Annotated in this window: 20 protein-coding genes; 10 read left to right on the top strand and 10 right to left on the bottom strand. The window is 72.5% G+C overall.

Translation table 11 applies throughout. The annotated features are described in order from the left end of the window. Positions 1-11: 11 nt before the first annotated feature. Together GXW74_RS19015 and GXW74_RS19010 are read right to left on the bottom strand one after the other, a co-directional pair. Positions 12-359, bottom strand: a complete 348-nt coding sequence (locus tag GXW74_RS19015) for a hypothetical protein (protein ID WP_211848121.1) — start codon at positions 357-359, stop codon at positions 12-14. 281 nt (positions 360-640) lie between these two features. Continuing rightward, the gene (locus GXW74_RS19010; RefSeq protein ID WP_211848120.1) at positions 641-895 is read right to left on the bottom strand and encodes a hypothetical protein; all 255 of its coding nucleotides are present in this window, start codon (positions 893-895) and stop codon (positions 641-643) included. Positions 896-1,287: 392 nt separating this feature from the next. On the opposite strand from GXW74_RS19010, the gene GXW74_RS19005 reads away from it, so the two are divergent. Continuing rightward, positions 1,288-2,277, top strand: coding sequence for a tripartite tricarboxylate transporter substrate binding protein (locus tag GXW74_RS19005; RefSeq protein ID WP_211848119.1), 990 nt, complete (start codon positions 1,288-1,290; stop codon positions 2,275-2,277). A 247-nt stretch (positions 2,278-2,524) separates the two neighbouring features. Here the strand turns inward: GXW74_RS19005 and GXW74_RS19000 are convergent, their stop codons facing one another. After that, entirely contained in the window at positions 2,525-2,845 is a 321-nt protein-coding gene (locus GXW74_RS19000) for a hypothetical protein (protein ID WP_211848118.1), read from the bottom strand. Between the two features lie 119 nt (positions 2,846-2,964). Between GXW74_RS19000 and GXW74_RS18995 the strand changes: the two genes are divergently transcribed. Further along, complete coding sequence (locus GXW74_RS18995; protein WP_211848117.1) at positions 2,965-3,624, top strand: TetR/AcrR family transcriptional regulator; 660 nt, start codon at positions 2,965-2,967, stop codon at positions 3,622-3,624. Positions 3,625-3,676: 52 nt separating this feature from the next. On the opposite strand, the gene GXW74_RS18990 is transcribed toward GXW74_RS18995, so the two are convergent. The 4 genes from GXW74_RS18990 to GXW74_RS18975 form a co-directional block, all read right to left on the bottom strand. Continuing rightward, positions 3,677-4,651, bottom strand: a complete 975-nt coding sequence (locus GXW74_RS18990) for a Bug family tripartite tricarboxylate transporter substrate binding protein (protein WP_211848116.1) — start codon at positions 4,649-4,651, stop codon at positions 3,677-3,679. 85 nt (positions 4,652-4,736) lie between these two features. Further along, positions 4,737-6,191, bottom strand: a complete 1,455-nt coding sequence (locus GXW74_RS18985; protein WP_211848115.1) for a M81 family metallopeptidase — start codon at positions 6,189-6,191, stop codon at positions 4,737-4,739. A gap of 48 nt (positions 6,192-6,239) precedes the next feature. Continuing rightward, positions 6,240-6,971, bottom strand: a complete 732-nt coding sequence (locus GXW74_RS18980; protein ID WP_211848114.1) for an aspartate/glutamate racemase family protein — start codon at positions 6,969-6,971, stop codon at positions 6,240-6,242. Beyond that, a complete protein-coding gene (locus tag GXW74_RS18975; protein WP_211848113.1) occupies positions 6,971-7,798 on the bottom strand; it encodes a TauD/TfdA family dioxygenase in 828 nt (275 codons plus the stop codon). Before GXW74_RS18975 ends, GXW74_RS18980 begins: the two co-directional genes overlap by 1 nt. Before the next feature lie 200 nt (positions 7,799-7,998). Here GXW74_RS18975 and GXW74_RS18970 point away from each other — a divergent pair, with 200 nt between their 5' ends. Next, positions 7,999-9,147 carry a M20/M25/M40 family metallo-hydrolase gene (locus GXW74_RS18970; RefSeq protein ID WP_211848112.1) on the top strand — a complete coding sequence of 383 codons (1,149 nt, stop codon included), beginning with the start codon at positions 7,999-8,001 and terminating at the stop codon, positions 9,145-9,147. 383 nt (positions 9,148-9,530) lie between these two features. Next, positions 9,531-9,836, top strand: a complete 306-nt coding sequence (locus GXW74_RS18965) for a hypothetical protein (protein WP_211848111.1) — start codon at positions 9,531-9,533, stop codon at positions 9,834-9,836. Between the two features lie 154 nt (positions 9,837-9,990). Here GXW74_RS18965 and GXW74_RS18960 read toward each other — a convergent pair whose 3' ends face one another. Beyond that, on the bottom strand, positions 9,991-10,752 hold the full coding sequence (locus GXW74_RS18960) for an SDR family NAD(P)-dependent oxidoreductase (protein ID WP_211848110.1): 762 nt from the start codon (positions 10,750-10,752) through the stop codon (positions 9,991-9,993). Further along, positions 10,749-11,813, bottom strand: coding sequence for a ketopantoate reductase family protein (locus tag GXW74_RS18955; RefSeq protein ID WP_211848109.1), 1,065 nt, complete (start codon positions 11,811-11,813; stop codon positions 10,749-10,751). Before GXW74_RS18955 ends, GXW74_RS18960 begins: the two co-directional genes overlap by 4 nt. Positions 11,814-11,890: 77 nt before the next feature. On the opposite strand from GXW74_RS18955, the gene GXW74_RS18950 reads away from it, so the two are divergent. After that, positions 11,891-12,766 carry a DMT family transporter gene (locus tag GXW74_RS18950; protein ID WP_246523654.1) on the top strand — a complete coding sequence of 292 codons (876 nt, stop codon included), beginning with the start codon at positions 11,891-11,893 and terminating at the stop codon, positions 12,764-12,766. Here the strand turns inward: GXW74_RS18950 and GXW74_RS18945 are convergent. Then, a complete protein-coding gene (locus GXW74_RS18945; protein WP_211848108.1) occupies positions 12,754-13,176 on the bottom strand; it encodes a gamma-glutamylcyclotransferase family protein in 423 nt (140 codons plus the stop codon). The genes GXW74_RS18950 and GXW74_RS18945 overlap by 13 nt on opposite strands. On the opposite strand from GXW74_RS18945, the gene GXW74_RS18940 reads away from it, so the two are divergent. The 5 genes from GXW74_RS18940 (at position 13,175) to dctP (ending at position 18,756) form a co-directional block, all read left to right on the top strand. Beyond that, positions 13,175-14,158, top strand: a complete 984-nt coding sequence (locus GXW74_RS18940; RefSeq protein ID WP_211848107.1) for an MBL fold metallo-hydrolase — start codon at positions 13,175-13,177, stop codon at positions 14,156-14,158. The genes GXW74_RS18945 and GXW74_RS18940 overlap by 2 nt on opposite strands. A 309-nt stretch (positions 14,159-14,467) precedes the next feature. Then, the gene (locus GXW74_RS18935) at positions 14,468-15,877 is read left to right on the top strand and encodes an L-lactate permease (RefSeq protein WP_211848106.1); all 1,410 of its coding nucleotides are present in this window, start codon (positions 14,468-14,470) and stop codon (positions 15,875-15,877) included. A gap of 77 nt (positions 15,878-15,954) precedes the next feature. Then, positions 15,955-16,932 (top strand): Bug family tripartite tricarboxylate transporter substrate binding protein, encoded by a 978-nt coding sequence (locus tag GXW74_RS18930; RefSeq protein ID WP_211848105.1) that lies wholly within the window; start codon positions 15,955-15,957, stop codon positions 16,930-16,932. 118 nt (positions 16,933-17,050) lie between these two features. Then, entirely contained in the window at positions 17,051-17,704 is a 654-nt protein-coding gene (locus tag GXW74_RS18925; protein WP_211848104.1) for a YjbE family putative metal transport protein, read from the top strand. Positions 17,705-17,781: 77 nt separating this feature from the next. Beyond that, entirely contained in the window at positions 17,782-18,756 is a 975-nt protein-coding gene (gene dctP, locus GXW74_RS18920; RefSeq protein WP_211848103.1) for a TRAP transporter substrate-binding protein DctP, read from the top strand. The last annotated feature ends 58 nt before the right edge of the window (positions 18,757-18,814 follow it).

Below are 18,814 nucleotides of genomic sequence, written 5' to 3'. Positions count from 1 at the left end.
AAAGCCCTGCGTCATTGCATGAGCCCGGGGATGAAGAAGGCGAGGATGATGGCCGCCACGCCCATCACGGCGCCGACGACGCTTCCGCGGAGCAGCGTGGAGAACCGGTCGCGCACGACGCCTGCCAGCACCTTGCCGGCCATCGCGCCGGTGCGGCGGTTGATGATCCACCGCAGCAGCGGGTTCCTGACACGCTCGACCAGGACCATCCCCCGCGCGCGCAACCCGTCATCGGAGCCATCGACGAGCGCGGCCTCGAAAGCCCTGCGTGAATGCAGGGTGACGATGGCGGCGACGACGCTCGACACCAGGGACAGCGCACCCAGCAGCCCGACCCCGATCGCCGCCACCCAAGCCATCAGCCATTCCTTTCCCGGTCGGGGTCCAGCATGCCAGGGCGCTGCGTTGCGGCCAGGAAGAGATTCACGGTGCCGGGCATGGGCGCGGCGCCCGGGCATCGATCTGCGCGCGGCCAACCTGACCAGGCCGGATCCCTGCATGCCGGGTGCGCCATCGAACCCCACGGCCAAGCAGCGGAAGCGACGTCCCTTCACCGGTGCGCGCGAAATCCGCTCCGACGCCCTGTGCCTGCGGGCATCCTCGCCCCTATGGCCGAGGGCCCGGCCGGGCCGGATCTGCTTCAGGGAGCGGCGAGAATGGCCACCCCGAGGCCGATGACGAGGCCCCAGAGGGGCACCGCCAGCAGGACAGCTACGACGATGCCCGTGGCCGGGCCTCCTTCCCGCGCCGCGTCGCGCGCGACCGCCTCGCCCGGCAGCGCAGCCGGCACCTCGGCGGCGGCGGCCTCGCGGATGCGGGCATCGCTGCCGGCGGTGCGGTCGATCGCCTCGGCGGTGTCAACCGGTGCGGACGCTGTCCACGCAAGTGCAACCATCGGTTCCCCCATCTTTCCCCTGCGCGGCATTCCCGAGGGTGCAATGCCTCGCTGAAATGCACGGCCGCGAATGATGGAAGAGGCAGGAAATGCGTCCCGGCCACCTCGCGCCCCGCGTGCATGGACGTTAGCGTGAGACCGGAATGAGTGTCAGCCAAAAACGAACGGATGAATTTTTGGACGTCCCGGAAAGCAAGGCGACTTGTATTGCTTTGGGCATGTTCGGCGATCCTGCCATGCGGTCACCGAGACATCGCCTCGGTGCCCCTCGGCAATCCCGGTCGCGACAGATCACCGGCATCAGGGCATAAGCTGTGACCAAGGCGCGCCGCCCGGTTTCGGCGGCAGCATCGCGCAGGGGCGGCCAACGCCCCGGAACAGGAGGACGCCGCATGTTTCCCACCCGCCGCACCTTGATGGGCAGCCTCGCCGCCCTTCCCCTGCCCGCCCTGGCGCAGGACGCGCCCTACCCGTCGCGTCCGATCCGCATGATCGTGAACTTCCCGCCGGGCGGCACCACCGACATCGCCGCGCGCATCTACGCCGAACGCCTGCAGGCGCGCCTCGGCCAGCCGGTGCCGGTGGAGAATCGCGGCGGCGCCACCGGCAACATCGGCGGCGAGGCGGTCGCGCGCGCGGCGCCCGACGGCTACACGGTGCTCAGCACCGCGGTCTCCCCCGCGGCGATCAACTACGCGCTGTTCGGCGCGCGCATGCCCTACCGGCCGGAGGACCTCGCCGCGGTCGGGCTGTATCTGCGCGTGCCCAACGTGATCATGGTGCATCCGTCCCAGCCCATCCGCACCATCCAGGAGCTGGTGGCGGCGGCGAAGGCGCAGCCCGGCGGGCTCAACTACGGCAGCGCGGGCAGCGGCGGGTCCCCGCACATGTCCATGGAGATGTTCCTGCTGCGCACAGGCACGCGCATGACGCACGTGCCCTTCCGCGGCGCCGGGCCGATGCTGATCGAGGCGGTGGCCGGGCGGCTCGAGGCCTCGGTGGACAACATCCCTTCCTGCATCGGGCACATCCGCGACGGACGGCTGCGCGCGCTGGCGGTGACCGGGCATGTGCGCTCCTCGGTGCTGCCCGAGGTGCCGACGCTCGCCGAGACGGTGGTGCCGGGCTTCGAGGCGACCGCCTGGTTCGGCATGCAGGCGCCGGCGCGCACGCCGCGCGCGGCGATCGAGCGGCTCGGCGCGGAGATCGACGCCATCAGCAAGGAGCCGATGGTGCGCTCGAAGCTGGCGGAACTCGGTGCCGACCCGCCCAATCTTACGCCGGATGGCGGCACCACGCCGGCGACCTTCGAGGCCTTCATCAGCGCCGAGATCGCGAAATGGGCGGAGGTGGTGCGGGCCTCGGGCGTCAGGCTCGACTGAGGCCGGCGGCGCGTTTCCCGACCGGGCGGTTTCGCCCGATCGGGGGAAGGTGCTCGCCGGACCGTGCCGCGCGGCGGTCGCCGCGAGCGCGCGCGGAAGGCAACCGCTCGAGGGTTCGAGGGGCTCCGCCCCTCGAGCACCCCGGCAGGAAACTCAGTTTCCTGCACCTTCGGGCAACCGGCGCGGCGCTGGACAAGCGGCCGGCGGCCACGGCTTCGGGCGGCCCGCATGGTGGCCGCCCGCCGCGTCACGGGTTGACGCTGACGCTGCCGGAACGCGTGACCGTGTTGCCGGCGGGGCCGGTGGTGGTGCGCGTACCGCTGGCGGAGCCGTCGCCGTTGTTGGTGACGCTGCCGCTGCGCGTCACGCTCTGGCCCTGCGGGCCGGTCACGGTGCGGCTGCGCGTCGCCCCCTGCCCCGGCGTGCGGCTGTAGGTGCCGCTGTAGCTGCCGGTCTGGCCGCGCGGGCCGGTCACGGTCCCGGAGCGGGTGATGTCGCGCGCCTCGGCGGCCGGCGAGAAGGCGAGCGTGACGACCGCAAGGGCGGCAAGGCCGGAAGGGAGGCGCATCGGGAATCTCCTTGGCTTGGCGGCGCGGCCGTCGCGGCTTTGCGGGGCGTCGCCGGTGCCGCCAATATCTGAATGGTGCTCAGGTTTCTCCACTCGCTTCCCGGCCGTCGGAGGGTTACATGGCGAAACAGGTCAGCCTGTTGAATTTCATGCGGAAATCGCCGGTCCAGGGACGCTCGCAGGCGACCGTGGAGACGATCCTGGAGGCGAGTGCTCAGATCCTGCACAGGGAGGGCGAGGCGGCGCTCACGACCAACCGCATCGCCGCGCATGCCGGCTTCTCGATCGGCACGCTCTACCAGTACTTCCCCAACCGCGACGCCATCCTGGCGGCGATGGCGGAGCGCGAGCAGCGCCGCGTCCTGGCGCGGCTGGAGACGGAACTCGCCACGCTCGATCCGGCCGACCCGGAACCTGCCGTGCGCCAGGCGATCCGCACCTTCCTCGGCGCCTTCCGCGGACGCCACGGCGTGCGGCGGGCGATCATCCTGGCGACGCTCCGGCGCCTGCCGAAGGACGCGAAGGACAATGCGAGCCTGGCCGAACCGATGCTGGAGGCGATCGAGGCCCGCTGCGCGGGACATTTCGAGCCTCTCGGCGAGGCGGGGCGCTATGTGCTGCTGCGTGCCGTGGCGGGTGCGGTGCGCTCGGCCGCCTTCGAGCGCAGCCCGCTGCTGGGCACGGAGGCCTTCGAGGAGGCGCTGGTGCGCCTGGTGATGGGAATGCTGCGGCCGATCCCCGCGACGCCGCGCCGATTGCCCGAAGGTGCAGGAAACTGAGTTTCCTGCCGGGGTGTTCGAGGGGCGGAGCCCCTCGACCCTTGTCCTGCCTTCAGTCCAGCCGCGCCCCCGACACCCGCACGACCTCGCGCCACTTCTCGTTCTCGGCCGCAATGAAGCGGTCGAAATCGGCGGGCCCCATCGGGCGCGGCTGGCTGCCGACCTCGCGCAGCTTTGCCTGCATGGCCGGCTCGGCGATCGCTTCGACCACCGCGGCGGACAGGCGCTCGATGATCGGACGCGGCGTGCGCGCCGGCGCCTGCATGCCGAACCACGCCACGGCCTCGAAGCCTTCGATGCCGCTTTCCGCGACGGTCGGCGTCTGCGGCACGGAGAACCACCGCTCCCGCGACGTGACCGCGAGGAGACGCAGGCGCCCGGCCGTGACGTGCGGCAGGTAGGCCGGCAGGTTGTCGACGGCCACCTGCACGCGCCCGGCCAGCAGTTCCGGCACCAGGCCGCCGGTGCCGCGGAAGGGCACGTGCTGCAGGTCGATGCCGGCGCGCGTCTTGAGGTATTCGCCCGAGAGATGCCCCGAGGTGCCGTTGCCCGGCGTGCCGTAGTTCATGCCGCCCGGATCGCGCTTCGCGAGCGCGATCAGTTCGGCGAGCGTGGTCGCCCGCACCTCCGGGTTCACGATGATGCCGTTGCCCACCATGCTGACGAGCGCGATGGAGGCGAGGTCCTCCTGCTTGAACGGCATGCGGCTGTAGAGGAACTGGTTGATCGTCGCGGTGCCGATCGTCGCCATCAGGATGGTGTGCCCGTCCGGGTCGGACTTGGCGACGAGGTCGGCGCCGATGTTGCCGCCGGCGCCGGCGCGGTTGTCCACGATCATCGGCTGGCCGAGCATGGCGCCGAGACGTTCGGCCAGCACGCGCGCCGTCACGTCGGTGGCGCCGCCGGCCTGGAAGGGCACGACGAGACGGATCGGGCGGCTCGGCCAGGCGGGTTGGGCGCGCAGCGCGACAGGGGCGGCCAGCAGCGGCAGGGCGCCGAGCGCGGCGCGACGGGTGACGATTGTCATGCGGGCTTCCTTGAGCGTGGTTGCCGGCGCGCTACCGCGTGCGCTGCTTCGGCGCAAGCTTGCCCGTGCTACGGTTTCCCTCCCGTCAATTCCGCCATTCGCTCGGGACATGGCGGAAGGGCAGCGCGCCGAGGTCGAGCGCCGCAGGACCCGGCGCATCGCATTCCACGATCGCGACGCAGCGTTCCTTGAAGGCCGCGCGGAAGTGGTTCTTCGCCTTGTTCGCGAGCAGCCGCGTCGATGCGAGGTCGATGCCGTGCAGCGTGAAGAAGGCAGGGTCCACCGCGGCTTCCTTGCGATCGGTGCAGATGATGCGGAGCTCGCCCAGGCGCAGCACGCAGGTCGGCCCGACATCGACCGGCGCGCCGCGCTCCATCGGGCCCTCGTTGACGAAGCGGCCGTCGGTCAGGCGCTCGACCTCGACCTCGGCGATGACGGGCCTGCCGAACATCTCCGTGACGGTGCCGCCGAGATGGCGCGTCAGCCGCGCACCGACACCGGCCTCACGCGCCGCGGCGACCGAGGCGGGATCGTGCAGGAAGGCGAAGACCGCAGGCACGTCGAGATGGGCGGCGACCAGCGTGCGCAGCATCTCCGGCGTGTCGGCGATGCCGCCGGAGAGCGGGTTGTCCGCCGGGTCGAGCAGCGCGACCAGCCCGGGCGGCGCCGCGAGCGCCTGCCGCAGCGCCGTCGCCGGGTCCGGCAGCGTCACGGCGAAGCGCGCGCGGCGCGCGGCGATCGCATCGGCGAGCCGTTCCGCGAGGTCCCGCGCGGCGCCGGCATCCTCCGCCCAGACCATGGCGGAGGGGCCGGCATGCGGGCTGTCGCCCCAGGCGAAGCCGCCGAAGATGCTGGCATCGAGGATGGGCGCGTGTTCCGCAGCCGCGGCCTCGGCCCAGACCTCGGCCATCGGGCCGGCCTCGTGGCGCATGTGGAAGCTGTGCAGCACCATCGGGCGCTTGGCGATGTGCCCCTGCGCGCGCGGCGCGCCGGACAGCGCACGTTCGAGCTGCAGCAGCGCGCGCATCGCCGCCGCATCCATGTCGATGTGCGGATAGGTGCGGTAGGCCGAGCCGCCGTCGAGCCATTCCGCGATCTCCGGCGCCATGTTGGCGTGGAAGTCGAAGCTCGCGGTGATCGGCACCTCCCGCCCGACGATGCTGCGGATGCGGGAGATGGTGGTGGCGTCGGCCTCAGGGTCGCTCTCCGTCACGCAGGCGCCGTGCAGGGAGAGGTAGATGCCGTCGAAGCGCTGCGCCTTCAGCGCGGCCTCGACCTCCTCCCGCCAGGCGGCCATGGCGTCGTCGGCCATCGGGCCGCCGGGCTGGGCGCCGATGCAGGGCAGCATGGTGGCGCGCCAATCCGGCCGAGCGGCGAGGAAGGCGCCGAGCGCGCCGAGCTCCGTCGCGGTGCCGGCGTAGCGCGCGAGCGCCTCGGGCCCGCGCGCCCATTCGCGGGATTCGAAGGCGCTCTTCGGCGTGGGGACGGGGGTGAAGGAATTCCCTTCGAACCACAGGCGGGCGACGGCGATGTGCGGCATGCGAGGGAAGCTAGCGCGGGTCGTCCGCGGCCGCCAAACCGCAGCGGGTCAGCCCCTGAGCAGCGCCGCCAAGGCGGGCGAAAGGCCGAGGCTGTCGCGCCCCGAGCAGGCGGCATAGGATCCGCCGCGCGGCTTCGGCAGGTCCAGCGCCACCAGCAGTTCCGCCATCCTGACGCCGCAGGCCATGCCGTCGAGCAGCGCGACCGGCGAGCGCGCCTGCAGGCGGCGGTCGAAGCCGGCCAGCGCCGCCCCGGCGAGCACGACGGAATCGGCGCCCTGCGCGGCGAGACCGGCGACCGCGGCGAGCACCTTGGCACCGACTCCCTCGGGGTCCGCCACCGCCTCCGGCGGCGTCGCGGCCACGCCGGCGAGCCCGGCGAGCCGCGAGGCCAGGCCGTGGCGCGCGACGAGCTCGCGATAGGTGTCCACGCCGCCGAAGGTCACCAGGCCGAAGCGGCTGCCGGCCATGCAGCCGACGAGGCAGGCGGCCTCGGTCATGCCGACCACCGGGCAGGGCATCATCTGCCGCGCCGCCTCCAGCGCCGTGTCGTGGCTGACCGCGAGCAGGCAGGCATCGACGCGGCCGGCGTGTTCCGCCAGCAGCTCCAGCAGCGCATGGCCGGCGATGGCGTTCTCGGCGCGCGAGGAGATCACCGCCGGGCCGAAGCGCGGCGTGGCGGCGATGATCTCGGTACCCGGCGCGGCGGCGGCGCGGGCGGCCTCGGCGCAGGCCTCGGTGATCGCCGCCGTGGTGTTGGCGTTGGCGACCAGCAGGCGCATCAGCCCGGTTCCGCAACCGTGCGGCGGGAATGCGCCATGGTGATGCGCAGGCGGCGGAATTCCTGCGGCGCCTCCGGGGCATCCGCGGGCGAGTCGACGAGGGTGCGGCGCTTCCACACCAGGTGAGGGTTGAACAGCAGCAGGTCGCCGGGGCGGGGTTCGATCTTCAGCAGCAGCGCGGGCTCGGCGCAGACGGTGTCGAGCAGGTCGAAGGCCGGGCGCAGGCCGGCGCTCGGCGGCGGCGCGCCGGGCAGCGGGGCGGCGGCGGCGGCTTCCACCGCCGCGCGGGTATAGCGCGCGGCGAAGGCGCCCTCGGTCATGGTGAAGACGGCGCGCTCGACGAGCTCGCCGTCCTCGAGCAGCGCCGCGGGCCTGTAGAGCTCGGCCAGCGCGGCGCGGTCGCGGCGCATCACCTCGTTGTGCACGGCGCCGGCGGAGACGAGGATATGCGGCGGCGAATCCGGCGCATTGGCGAGGCAGAGCAGGGCGATGGCGTCGCAGGCCTCGATGTGAAAGTTCGGCGGGCGGGAACCGTGGCCATCCTCGACCGGCAGCGGGCCGGTCAGGCGCGCCACGGGCGAGCCATTGCCGTCCAGCGGCTTGCCGAGATGCTGGCCGAGGGCGAGCAGCGCCGCCTCCGCCGCCGCTGCGCCGTGGCGGTCGAAGGGCAGCCCGCGCAGCAGGCAGAAGCCGCGCCCGGTGTCGAGCCGGGCCGTGACGCCGGTGAGGATGGGCGCGAGGCGCGTGAGCGGCGGCACCGGCGCGGCGGCCTCGGCCGCGGTGAGCGCGGCTTCGAGTTCGGCCGCCTCCTCGGTGCCGACGGGCACCATCCAGTCCGCGGCGGTGAGCTCGGCGGCGGCCCAGACGGCGGGTCCGGTTTGGGGGGCGATACGCGGGCGGGGACGTATGGGGGGCGTCATGCAAGCCAGGGTAGCATGTGCCGGACGGAAGCGCGAAAGCGGGGGTCCCCTTGCCGGCCGCGTGGGACGGGTGAAACCTGCGCGCCCATGCATGCCGGAGCGACCAGATGACCGCCACCGCCTTCCCCGCGACCGCCCTGCCCTTCGACGCCGAGGAGATCCTCGCGCGGCTGACGCGCTGGGCCGCCTGCGAGAGCCCGACCTTCGACGCGGCGGCGGTGAACCGCATGATGGACATGGCGGCGCGCGACCTGGCGCTGCTCGGCGCCCGCATCGACCGCATCCCGGGGCGGATGGGACTCGGCGACTGCGTGCGCGCGCGGTTTCCGCATCCGGCCGGGGATGCCGCGCCGGGCATCCTGGTGCTGGCGCATCTCGACACCGTGCATCCCGTCGGCACGCTGGAGAAGCTGCCGATCCGCCGCGAAGGCAACAAGTGCTACGGACCCGGCATCCAGGACATGAAGGGCGGCACGGTGCTGGCGGTGGAGGCGATGCGCCAGATCCTCGCCGCGGGGATGGCGACGCATCTGCCCGTGACCTTCCTGCTGACCTCCGACGAGGAGATCGGCAGCCCATCGACGCGCGACATCATCGAGGCCGAGGCGGCGCGCAACCGCTTCGTGCTGGTGCCGGAGCCGGCGCGGCCGGATGGCGGCGTGGTGACGGGGCGCTACGCCATCGCGCGTTTCAACCTCAAGACCACGGGCCGGCCTTCGCATGCGGGCGCGCGGCTCGCTGAAGGGCGCAGCGCGATCCGCGAGATGGCGAAGCAGATCGTCGCCATCGAGGAGATGACGACCGAGGACTGCACCTTCTCGGTCGGCGTCATCCACGGCGGGCAATGGGTGAATTGCGTGTCCACCACCTGCGAGGCCGAGGCGCTGTCCATGGCCAAGCGGCAGGAGGATCTGGACGCCGGTGTCGCGAAGATGCTGGCGCTGCGGTCGAGCGCGAACGACGTGACGCTGGAGGTGACGCGCGGCGTGACGCGGCCGGTGTGGGAGCCGGATGCCAAGGGCATGGCGCTGTACGACCAGGCGCGCAAGATCGCCAATGCCATCGGCTTCGACATCAATCCGCAGAGCGCGGGCGGCGGGTCGGACGGCAACTTCACTGGCGCGATGGGGGTGACGACGCTCGATGGGCTCGGCGTGCAGGGCGCGCTCGCGCACACGCTCGAGGAGCACGTGCTGGTCGACAGCCTGGTGCCGCGGGCGAAGCTGCTGGCGGGGCTGATCACGACGCTCGCCTAGGGCAGATCCCGATCGGGCGGCATCACCTGATCGGGTGAAGGTGCGTGCCGGAACAAGTGGCTGGAGCGGTTGCCTCGAGCCGAGGCGAACGGAAACCGCTCCGGTGTCCTGCCCGCGAAGTTCGCTGGATCTCCAGCGAGCGAAGCGGACAAGCAGCCCACTGAAGACCATGGCTGGGGCCCTGCTTCCGAAGTCGCCAGGACTCCGGAATCAGGACGCCAGGGCCGACCGCCCGCCCCCGGCCGCGGCCGGCGCCCGAGGCTGCAATGCTTCAGAGCTGATGGCGATGGCGGGGCACTCGTGCCTTGCCATCGCCCGCTTGCTGCCCGAGCCTTCCGGAGCCGTGGTCCTGCCGCGGCCCATCACGAAAGGAGAAGGCCGCAATGGCACGAAGCCGGGACGTGATCTTGTTGGCCGCCTTGATCGCCGGAGCCATCGCGGCGCCGGTCAAGGCTTCGGCGACGCCCCTTGCGCCCGGCGTCGGGACGGGCCCCGCGCTGGTGCAATACCAGCCGGAGCGGTTCTACTACGGCCCCTCCCCGCAATACTACGGGCGGCCACCGCAACATGGAGGCCCGCCGCCGCGACAGGTGTGCTGGAACGAGTATCGTCGCGTCCATGTCGGCCACGACCAATGGGGCCGGCGCATGTATCGCAGCGTGCCGCGCCGGGTCTGCGGCTGGCGATGACGTGGCGGGCCCGTCGCGGCGCGATCGGGGCCGCCTCCGCCGGGCGGACGCAGCCGGCGCGACCGCCCCATCAGCCCCGCGCGCCATACCCCCGGAGCCTTGCCGATCCGGTCATCGGCAAGGTTCAGTGGTTCAAGGTGCGGGTGCCGGCACCTCACTTCCCGCCATCCACGCTCAGCACCTGCCCGTTGATGTAGTTCGCCATCGGCGAGGCCAGGAACATCACGGCATTGGCGATGTCCTGTGCCTCCCCCAGCCGGCGCAGCGCGATGGAGGACATCACCCGAGCCTGCCCTTCCGGTCCGTAGGCCTCCCACTGCCTGATGGAGGACGGGTTGGACAGGATCAGCCCCGGCGCGACGCTGTTCACGGTGATGCCGTGCGGGCCGAGCTCGTGCGCGAGCTGCCGCGTCAGTCCGATCAGCCCGTGCTTGGCGCTGGTATAGGCCTGGATGCCGGTGCGGCTCGGCTGCAGCCCGGCGCCGCTGCTGATGGTGACGATGCGGCCGTGACCCGCGCCCTTCATCCCCGGCGCCACCGCCTGCGCCAGCGAGAAATGCGCGTGCAGGTTGATCGCGATGATGTCGTGCCAGTCGCTCTCCGGCACCTCCTCGACCGGGCGCATGACCTGGCCGCGCACGCCGCCGGCATTGGAGACGAGCACGCCGACGGGGCTTTCCGCATGCTTCTCGACGTCGGCGATCCAGGCCTTGGCGGCGCCGGGCGCCGTCAGGTCGAAGGCCGTGGTGTGGATCGCGCCGGGATGGTCGGCGGTCTCCTCCAGCTCGGCGGCCGAGAGGTCGCAGGCGTAGACCTGCGCACCGAGGGCGGCGAAGCTCTGCGCGATGGCGCGGCCGAAGCCGTGGCCTGCGCCGGTGACGGCGACGGTCACGCCGGCGAAGTCGTATTCCTTCATGGCGACATCAGCTCCGTGAGGTTGGCGTCCGACATCGGGCGCGTGCCGGCTTCGCAGTCATGGGTCATGGCGACCAGCCGGCGCACCGCGGGGCAGGCCAGGCCGTGCTTCGCGCCGATCTCCGCGATCGGGGCGATCTGCACGTCGACCTCGGTGCGGCGCTCGCGCACCCAGAGGTCGCGCCAGACGCCGGAATGCGTCTTGGCGTTGGGGCGGTTGAAGGCGACCATCGCCGCCACGCTTGCCGCCGCCTGCGCCTCGGTCGCACCGGGCGAGAAGGCCGCCGGGTCGAAGCCGTTGAAGCCGAGCGGCGCGACGCCTTCCGCACGCGCGACGGCGATCGCCTCGCCGCCGAGCGCGCGCCACAGCGGCAGCAATTCCGGGCGCGCGAGGCAATCGGCGATGCCCTTCTCCCCCAGCGCCTGGGCGAAGAGCATCGCCCCGTAGCCGAGCTTGCCCCAGAGATAGCCCCAGATGTTGCCGGTGGTGATGGCGTCGGGCTCGAAGGCCTCGCGCAGCAGCGCGTGCAGCGCGGTCAGCCGCGGCGTGGTGGCGCCGTCGAGCTCGCCGAGCACCAGCGCACCGCGGCCGCCATACATGATCCGCCCCGGCCCGTGCCAGTCGGCGGAGAAGTTGACGAAGCAGCCGACCGTGCGCTCGGCGCCGACGATCGGTGCGATGATGGTTTCGCAGAGCCCGTTCTGCAGCGACAGCACGTAGCCGTCCGGCGCGAGATGCGGCAACAGCGCGCGGCAGGCCGCTTCGGTGTGGTGCGCCTTCACGCAGAGGAAGATGCGCCGGAAGACACCCTGCACCGTCTCCGGCGTGAAGGCGGGGGCGACGATGCGGTGCGGATCGACCGGGCCCTCGATGGCCAGTCCGCGCGCCGGGTCGGCAATGGCGGCGACGTGGTCCTTCTCGATGTCCACGAAGACCACGGCGTGGCGCGCGCGCACCAGCGCCGCGCCGATGGTGCCGCCGATCGCCCCCGCGCCCCAGACGAGGATGGGGCCGCGGTCCACCGCCTCGCGCACCGCCGCCCGTTCCGCTTCCTTCGCCATCCTGTCCCTTCCCGCCTGGACGACGCACGCGGCGCGCCGCACTCTCCCGGACGCTACGCCGGAGGCAGCGGCCGTCAATGCTCCAGGGGCTTTCGGGGAATCTCCGCGGCGGGGCGCTGATGGCGCTGGCCGCCGTGCTCTTCGCCGCCGAGGCGCTCGCCATCCGCTTCATGAACCAGCGCGGCATCCCGGTGGAGGTGCAGGTCTTCGCGCGCTCCATCGGGCAATTGCTGTGGGTGGCGCCGCTGGTCGCGGCTTCGGGACTCGCGGTGTTCCGGACGCGGCGGCCGGGGCTGCACGTGCTGCGCGGCTGTTCGAGCCTGCTGACCTGGGGCCTCTACTACGCCTCCTTCGGGCCGCTCGACCTCGCCACCGCGACGGTGCTGTCCTTCACCAACGTGATGTTCACCACGCTGCTCGCCGGCCCGGTGCTGGGGGAGAAGGTCGACCGCTGGCGCTGGGCGGGCACCGTCGCGGGCTTCATCGGCGTCGCGGTGATGCTGCGGCCGGGGACCACGGTCTCGATGCTCGGGGTCGCGCTGGCGCTCGGCTCGGCGGCGACCTGGTGCGGGATCACGCTGTCCTCCCGCGTGCTGGCGCAGACGGAAGGCAACACCACCATCATGGCCTGGGTCGGGCTGGTGACGACGGCGGGCGTCGCGCCCTTCGCGGTGGCGGCCCGGGTGCCGCTCGGGCTGTTCGACGCGGCGTTCCTGACCGGCTTCGCGCTGTTCACGCCGGGGATCATCTGGCTGCTGACCTCGGCCTACCGCTATGGGGAGGCTTCGGCCATCGCGCCGTTCCAGTATCTCCGGCTGGTCGTCGTCGCCGCCTTCGGCTGGGCGATCTTCGCCGAGGTGCCGGATGGCTGGACCTGGGCCGGGGCGGCGGTGATCCTCTCCGGCGCGCTCGTGATCACGGTGGCGGAAGCGCGGAAGCGTCAGTCGCGATAGCCGGACTCGGCGATGGCCGCCTCCAGCGGTGCGGTATCGAAGGCGAAGTCGCGGTAGCCGCGGCGCAGGCGCTGCACATACTCGGGCGCCGGCGGGCCTGGGCGGATGCGGATCTCCTCGTAGGTCCAGGCCATGCCGCCACCTGGCAGGTCGATGCGCGTGCGGGTGTAGGTGCGCGGGCCCTCGGGGCGGTCGAGCGATTCGAGGTCCTGCCGCGCGATGCGCCACAGCCCGACCGGGCAGCCGGCGTCGGCATCGCGCGCAATCAGCGCGTATTTGCGCAGCACCAGCCGCCAGCCGGGCAGCACCAGGCTGCCGACCACCTCGGCGTCCGGGCAGCGCCGGCGCATCTGGTCGTGCCACAGGTTGCTGCCATAGGCTGCATAGGGTTCGGGAAGGAAGTCGGGCATGCAGGCACCTCGGCCGGTCGATCGGATCGAGATAACCGTCCTGGTGGACAACGTCACGGACACCCTCTCCTCGACGCCGTCCTTCGTGACGCGGGAATGGGTGCGGCTGCAGCGGGTGGGCATGAAGCGCAGCTCGGGGGCGGCGATCTGCTGCGCCAATCACGGGCTATCGCTGGTCATCGCCGTGGAGGCCGACGGCGAGCGCCGCACCATGCTGTTCGACGGTGGGCCGGTGGACTACGCGGTGGAACGCAACGGGCCGCGGCTCGGCGTCGATTTCGGCGCCATCGAGGCGGTGGTGCTCTCGCATGGCCACTGGGATCATGCCGGCGGCCTGCCCAAGGCGATCGGGATGGTGCGCGCGGCCAATGGCGGCCAGGCCGTGCCGCTCTACCTGCATCCGGGGATGTTCCGCGAGCGCGGCAGCCGCCAGCCCGATGGCGGCGTGCTGCCGATGGACCGCGTGCCGCAGCCCGCCGACTGGGCGGCGATGGGCGCCGCGCCGGTGGTCACGACCCAGCCCGCGGTGGTCGCCGGCCATGTGCTGGTCAGCGGCGAGATCCCGCGTGTGACGGAATACGAGGTCGGCCTGCCGGGCCAGGTGTGCCGCGTCTCGGACGACGCGCCCTGGCAGGCGGATGAATGGCTCGCGGACGAGCGCTTCATCGCCGTGCATCTGCGCGGCAAGGGGCTGATCGTCTTCTCCGCCTGTTCGCATTGCGGCATCGTCAACGTGCTGCACGAGGCACGGCGCCTGATGCCCGATATCCCGCTGCTGGCGGCGATGGGCGGCTTCCACCTGTCGGGCACGAATGAGCGCGTCATCCCGCAGACCGTCGCCGACCTCGGCGGCTTCGGGCTGCGCTGGCTGTTCCCCTCCCACTGCACCGGCTGGCGCGCGCTGAACGCGCTGGAACGCGCCTATGGCGAGGCCGTCGTCGTGCCCGGCGCGGTCGGCAAGACCTTCCTGCTCGAGGCTTGAGAGCTTTCGTGCGCCCTCATACCGACGGCCGCTATTCGCGACCGCTGGCATCGGCCGTTTCGTGCCCTCGGGCGCCGGGCGCAAACCTCCGGTTTGCTTGGCTTCGCCGGACTGCCGGCGGGCCGCATTCGCGGCCTCGGCACGAGTCAAGAACTCGTGCCGCCGGTATCAGACGGCGGGCGCGGCCCATCCGGGCCGCTTGCCTTCGCGCGGGCCCGTCGCGCCGGCGATGACGGGCGGTCCTGCGCGGTCGCGCTGCGCGCTCCCGGCCCGAGGCGCGGCCTCGGGCCGCCTTGATGACGGGGCTGCATGGCGGTGACGCTGCTGCTGCAATCCGCCCCGCTGCTGCTGCTGGTGGGGCTGTTGCTCTCGGGCCGGGCGGGGCCTTTGCCGGCGGTGCTCGCCGCGCTGGCGGCCTCGCTGCCGGCCGCCTGGGTGTCGCTGCCGGCCGGCACGGCGCTGCCCGGCTTCGTGCTGGAGGAAGCGTTGCGCGGCGCCTTCCTCGCCGCCCAGCCGATCGGGGTGGTGGTGGGCGGGCTGCTCTTCCACGCCGCCGTCGAAGACCGCGGGGAGGACGGCGCCGCCGTCCCCGCCACACCACGCGCCATCTTCACCGCGACGCTGCTGATGGGCGTCTTCATGGAAACCGTGACCGGCTTTGCCGTCGGCGCGGTCTTTGCGCTCGCCGCGCTGCGCGGCATGGGGATCGGCGGCGCGCCGGCGGCGGCGCTGGCGCTGCTCTCGCTGGTGCTGATCCCGTGGGGCGGGCTCGGGCCAGGCACCGCGCTCGGCGCCGCGCTGGTCGGGGCGCCGGCGCAGGAAATCGCGGCGTTGACCGCCCTGCCGGTGGCGGCCTGGCTGATCGCGCTCGGGCCGGTCATCTGGCGGCTTTCCGCCGCGGCGGGGGTGCCGGTGCCGGGGCGCGAACGCCTCGCGCAGCTTGGCCTGCTGGCGGCGATGGCGGCGATCCTGGTGCTCGGGCATCGGCTGCTGCCCTTCGAGATCCTCGGCATCCTCGCTGCCGGCGTGCCGCTGCTGCTGGTGCTGTGGCTGGCCGCCCCGCCGCGCGACGCGGCAGCCTGGCGGAGGGCGGGGAGCGCCATGGCGCCCTACGTCCTGCTGACGGCGGCGCTGCTCGCCGCCCGCGCGGTGCCCGATCCGCCCGCCTTCCGGCCCTATCCGGCGCTGCCGGGCTTCCCGCTGACGCATGTCGCGGTGGTGCTGCTGGCGGTCGCGGCGGGGCTGCTCACGCGGCGCGATCGGCCCGCGGCGCGCGCCGCGGCGGCACTGCGGCGGGCGGCGCGGCCAGCGCTCGCCATGCTGTTCTACGTGCTGCTGGCGCGCATGCTGGCGGGCAGCGGCGCGACGGCAGCGCTGGCGCAGGCGGCGGCCGGCGTGCTCGGCACCGCCGCGCCCTATGCGGTGCCGGTGCTGGGGCTCGCCGGCGGGATGGTCACGGGCAGCAATGTCGGGTCGAACGCGGCGCTCATCACGGTGCAGCAGGCGCTGGGCCTGGCCGCCGGACTGCCGCCGCTGCTGGCGCCCTCGGTGCACAATTTCGCCGGCGCGGCGGGGGCGGGCATGTCCTTCGGCGTCATGGCGCTGGTCTGCGGGCTGCTCGCGGACGGCACGCGGCCGGCGCAGGTGTGGCGGCGGCTGTTGCCGTCCATGGCCGCGGTGATCGTCATCGGCTGGGCGACGGTGGCGCTGCTGCGCTGACGCCGCCGGGGTCTTGCGCCGCTGCGCGCGGGCGCACAGGCTGGTGCCACAAGCAAGACCAACCGGAGAGGAACGTCATGTCCAGGATCACCCGCCGCGGGGCGCTCGGCGCCGCCGCCGCGTTGCTCGCCGCGCCCGCCGTCCGCGCGCAGGCCGCCTTCCCGAACAAGCCGCTGCGCATCATCGTGCCCTATCCGCCGGGGGGCGTGACCGACATCATGGGACGGCTGGCGGCGGAGGCGATGTCGCGCCAGCTCGGCCAGCCCATCGTGGTCGAGAACCGGGCCGGCGCCGGCGGCAACATCGGCGCCAAGGCGGCCGCGGCCGCCGAACCGGACGGCCACACCCTGTTCCTCGGCACTTCGGCGACCCAGGGCGTCAACCCGGTGCTCTACCCTGACCCGGCCTTCGATCCGCGGCGGGACCTGGTGGGCGTCGGCGTCATGGCCGATATGCCCAACCTGCTGATCTGCAACCCGCGCCGCTGGAATCCGGCGAATGCGGCCGAGGCGATCGCGCGCGCCAAGGCGGAGCCGGGCAAGATCCTGTTCGGCTCGGTCGGCAACGGTTCCTCCTCCCATCTCTCCCAGGCGATGCTGGTACGCATGGCGGGGATCGAGGTGGTGCACGTGCCCTATCGCGGTTCCTCCCCGGCGGTCGCGGCCATGCTCGCGGGGGACCTCGATCTGCTGTTCGACGCCTCGGCGACCTCCACGCCGCATGTGCGGGGCGGGGCGGTGAAGGCGCTGGCGGTCACCATGCGCCGGCGCTTCTCCCTGTTGCCGGACGTGCCGACGCTCGATGAACAGGGGGTGCGCGGCTATCACCTGTCGGTCTGGAACGGCGTACTCACGCAGTCGCGCGTGCCGGCGCCGATCCTCGCGCGGCTGCAGCAGGCCTTCGAGCGCGCGATGGACGGTGCGATGCGGGAACGGCTGACCGCGAACTTCACCGAGCCGATGAACGTTCCGACCGCAAGCCTGCAGGCCTGGCTGGCCGAGGACGCTGAACGCTGGGGCGGCGTCGCGCGCGACAGCGGCATCCGGGCGGATTGACGCAAGCCGCAACAGATGAACGGCGCATTGCACGCTTGAAACTTGCGGCCACGGCCGCGCGGACTAGGGTCCGCGCGACGTGGCCGCGCCGCTTCCGGGGCGGATCCGGGAGTGGAACATGGACGGTCTGGTCGCGGCGGCGCCGCGCTTCCTCGAGATCCTGTGGCTGAACATCGTGCTGTCGGGCGACAACGCGGTGGTGATCGGCATGGCGGCGGCGGGGCTGTCGCCCAAGCTGCGCAGCCGCGCGGTGCTGTTCGGCATCGTGGCCGCGGCGGTGCTGCGCGTGGTGTTCTCGATCTTCGCGACCTACCTGCTCGGCCTGTGGTGGATCGCCTTCGTCGGCGGCGCGGCGCTGCTCTACATCGCCTGGACCTTCCTCAGGGAGCTCCTGCACCATGGCGAGGAGGCGGCGGAGGAGGAAGGCGAGGCCCAGGAGAAGACCCTCGCCCAGGCGCTGTGGCAGATCGTGCTGGCCGACGTGTCGATGAGCCTCGACAACGTGCTCGCCGTCGCCGCGGTGGCGCGCAACGACGTGGTGATGCTGGTGATCGGCCTCAGCGTCTCGATCGTGCTGATGGGGCTGCTCGGCGGCGTCCTCGCCCGGCTGCTCGACCGTTTCAAGGTCATCGCCTATGTCGGCGTGGCGCTGATCGCCTGGATCGGCATCGAGCTGATGTGGGACGGCACGCTGAACGCCAACGCGGCGCTTCACCTCGGCCTGCCGATCCCGGCGCCGCACGGGGAAGCCCCCGACGGCCTGGCGCATTGAAGGGAACGGCGGGCTTACCTATACCGGCGCGGCATGCGGGCGGCACCGGAAGCCGCCTGCCCCCCGGAGGGAACACCATGAGCCTGACCCGTCGCGCGGCCCTGGCCGCGCTGGCCGCCCTGCCCCTGGCGGCCGCGCCTGCCCTGGCGCAGACCACCATCACCATCCAGCACCCGCTGCCGAGCGCGAGCCACTACGGGGCCGGCGCCGCCGCGCTGAAGGAAAGCTTCGAGCGCGCGACCGGCGGTCGCTACCGCGTGAACATCCAGCGCAACGACAACGAGCGCGAGATCATCGAAAGCGTCCAGATCGGCACGGTCGAGTGCTACATCGGTTCCACCGGGCCGGTCGGCAACTTCGTCCCCGCCGTGCGCGTGGTGGACGTGCCCTTCCTGTTCCGCGACTACCCGCACGCCCGCGGCGTTCTCGATTCCGAGATCGGCCAGCAGCTTCTCGCGCAGTTCCAGCCGCGCGGCCTGGTCGGCGTGATCTGGATGGAGAACGGCTTCCGCCACCTGACCAACTCCCGGCGCGAGGTGAACGGCCCCGCCGACGTCCGCGGCCTCAAGGTGCGCACCATGGAGAACCAGGTGCACATGCGCGCTTTCACCACGCTCGGCGCCCTGCCGACGCCGATGGCGTTCAGCGAACTGGTGCCGGCCCTGCAGCAGGGCACGGTGGACGGGCAGGAGAACCCGATCCCGGTGATCGTCTCCAACAACCTGAACCAGGTGCAGCGCTACCTGACGCTGACCGGCCACGTCTATTCGCCGGGGCTGCTGATCTGCAACCCGGCGATGATGCAGCGCCTGTCGGCCGCCGACCGCGCCGCCTTCCTGGAAGCCGCGCGTGCCGCCCAGCAGGCGAACCGCGACAAGGTGACGGCGGACGAGAATTCCGGCGTCGAGGAACTGCGCCGGCGCGGCATGCAGGTGGTCACGCAGGTCGACACCGCGGCCTTCCAGACAGCGCTCGCCGCGGCCTTCGCGCAGTATGAGCGCGACCTCGACGGCGCCCTGCTGCGCCGGATCCGCGACTGGCGCCCGAACTGATACCAAAGGCCGCTGTTCGCGACCGCTGGCATCGGCCGTTTCGTGCCCTCAGGCGCTG

It is taken from the genome of Neoroseomonas eburnea (assembly GCF_018129005.1).
Classification (GTDB): domain Bacteria; phylum Pseudomonadota; class Alphaproteobacteria; order Acetobacterales; family Acetobacteraceae; genus Neoroseomonas; species Neoroseomonas eburnea.
This window is presented reverse-complemented; position numbering and strand designations above follow the sequence as displayed.

Bases quoted from the DNA above. Each gene is read 5' to 3' on its own strand.
- dctP (WP_211848103.1), top strand. From the start codon at position 17,782: ATGAGCCTGACCCGTCGCGCGGCCCTGGCCGCGCTGGCCGCCCTGCCC.
- GXW74_RS18925 (WP_211848104.1), top strand. From the start codon at position 17,051: ATGGACGGTCTGGTCGCGGCGGCGCCGCGCTTCCTCGAGATCCTGTGG.
- GXW74_RS18980 (WP_211848114.1), bottom strand. From the start codon at position 6,971: ATGCGCCTGCTGGTCGCCAACGCCAACACCACGGCGGCGATCACCGAG.
- GXW74_RS18960 (WP_211848110.1), bottom strand. From the start codon at position 10,752: ATGAAGGAATACGACTTCGCCGGCGTGACCGTCGCCGTCACCGGCGCA.
- GXW74_RS18940 (WP_211848107.1), top strand. From the start codon at position 13,175: ATGCAGGCACCTCGGCCGGTCGATCGGATCGAGATAACCGTCCTGGTG.
- GXW74_RS19000 (WP_211848118.1), bottom strand. From the start codon at position 2,845: ATGCGCCTCCCTTCCGGCCTTGCCGCCCTTGCGGTCGTCACGCTCGCC.
- GXW74_RS18935 (WP_211848106.1), top strand. From the start codon at position 14,468: ATGGCGGTGACGCTGCTGCTGCAATCCGCCCCGCTGCTGCTGCTGGTG.
- GXW74_RS18965 (WP_211848111.1), top strand. From the start codon at position 9,531: ATGGCACGAAGCCGGGACGTGATCTTGTTGGCCGCCTTGATCGCCGGA.
- GXW74_RS18955 (WP_211848109.1), bottom strand. From the start codon at position 11,813: ATGGCGAAGGAAGCGGAACGGGCGGCGGTGCGCGAGGCGGTGGACCGC.
- GXW74_RS18945 (WP_211848108.1), bottom strand. From the start codon at position 13,176: ATGCCCGACTTCCTTCCCGAACCCTATGCAGCCTATGGCAGCAACCTG.
- GXW74_RS18970 (WP_211848112.1), top strand. From the start codon at position 7,999: ATGACCGCCACCGCCTTCCCCGCGACCGCCCTGCCCTTCGACGCCGAG.
- GXW74_RS19010 (WP_211848120.1), bottom strand. From the start codon at position 895: ATGGTTGCACTTGCGTGGACAGCGTCCGCACCGGTTGACACCGCCGAG.
- GXW74_RS18950 (WP_246523654.1), top strand. From the start codon at position 11,891: ATGCTCCAGGGGCTTTCGGGGAATCTCCGCGGCGGGGCGCTGATGGCG.
- GXW74_RS19005 (WP_211848119.1), top strand. From the start codon at position 1,288: ATGTTTCCCACCCGCCGCACCTTGATGGGCAGCCTCGCCGCCCTTCCC.
- GXW74_RS18995 (WP_211848117.1), top strand. From the start codon at position 2,965: ATGGCGAAACAGGTCAGCCTGTTGAATTTCATGCGGAAATCGCCGGTC.
- GXW74_RS18985 (WP_211848115.1), bottom strand. From the start codon at position 6,191: ATGCCGCACATCGCCGTCGCCCGCCTGTGGTTCGAAGGGAATTCCTTC.
- GXW74_RS18990 (WP_211848116.1), bottom strand. From the start codon at position 4,651: ATGACAATCGTCACCCGTCGCGCCGCGCTCGGCGCCCTGCCGCTGCTG.
- GXW74_RS18930 (WP_211848105.1), top strand. From the start codon at position 15,955: ATGTCCAGGATCACCCGCCGCGGGGCGCTCGGCGCCGCCGCCGCGTTG.
- GXW74_RS19015 (WP_211848121.1), bottom strand. From the start codon at position 359: ATGGCTTGGGTGGCGGCGATCGGGGTCGGGCTGCTGGGTGCGCTGTCC.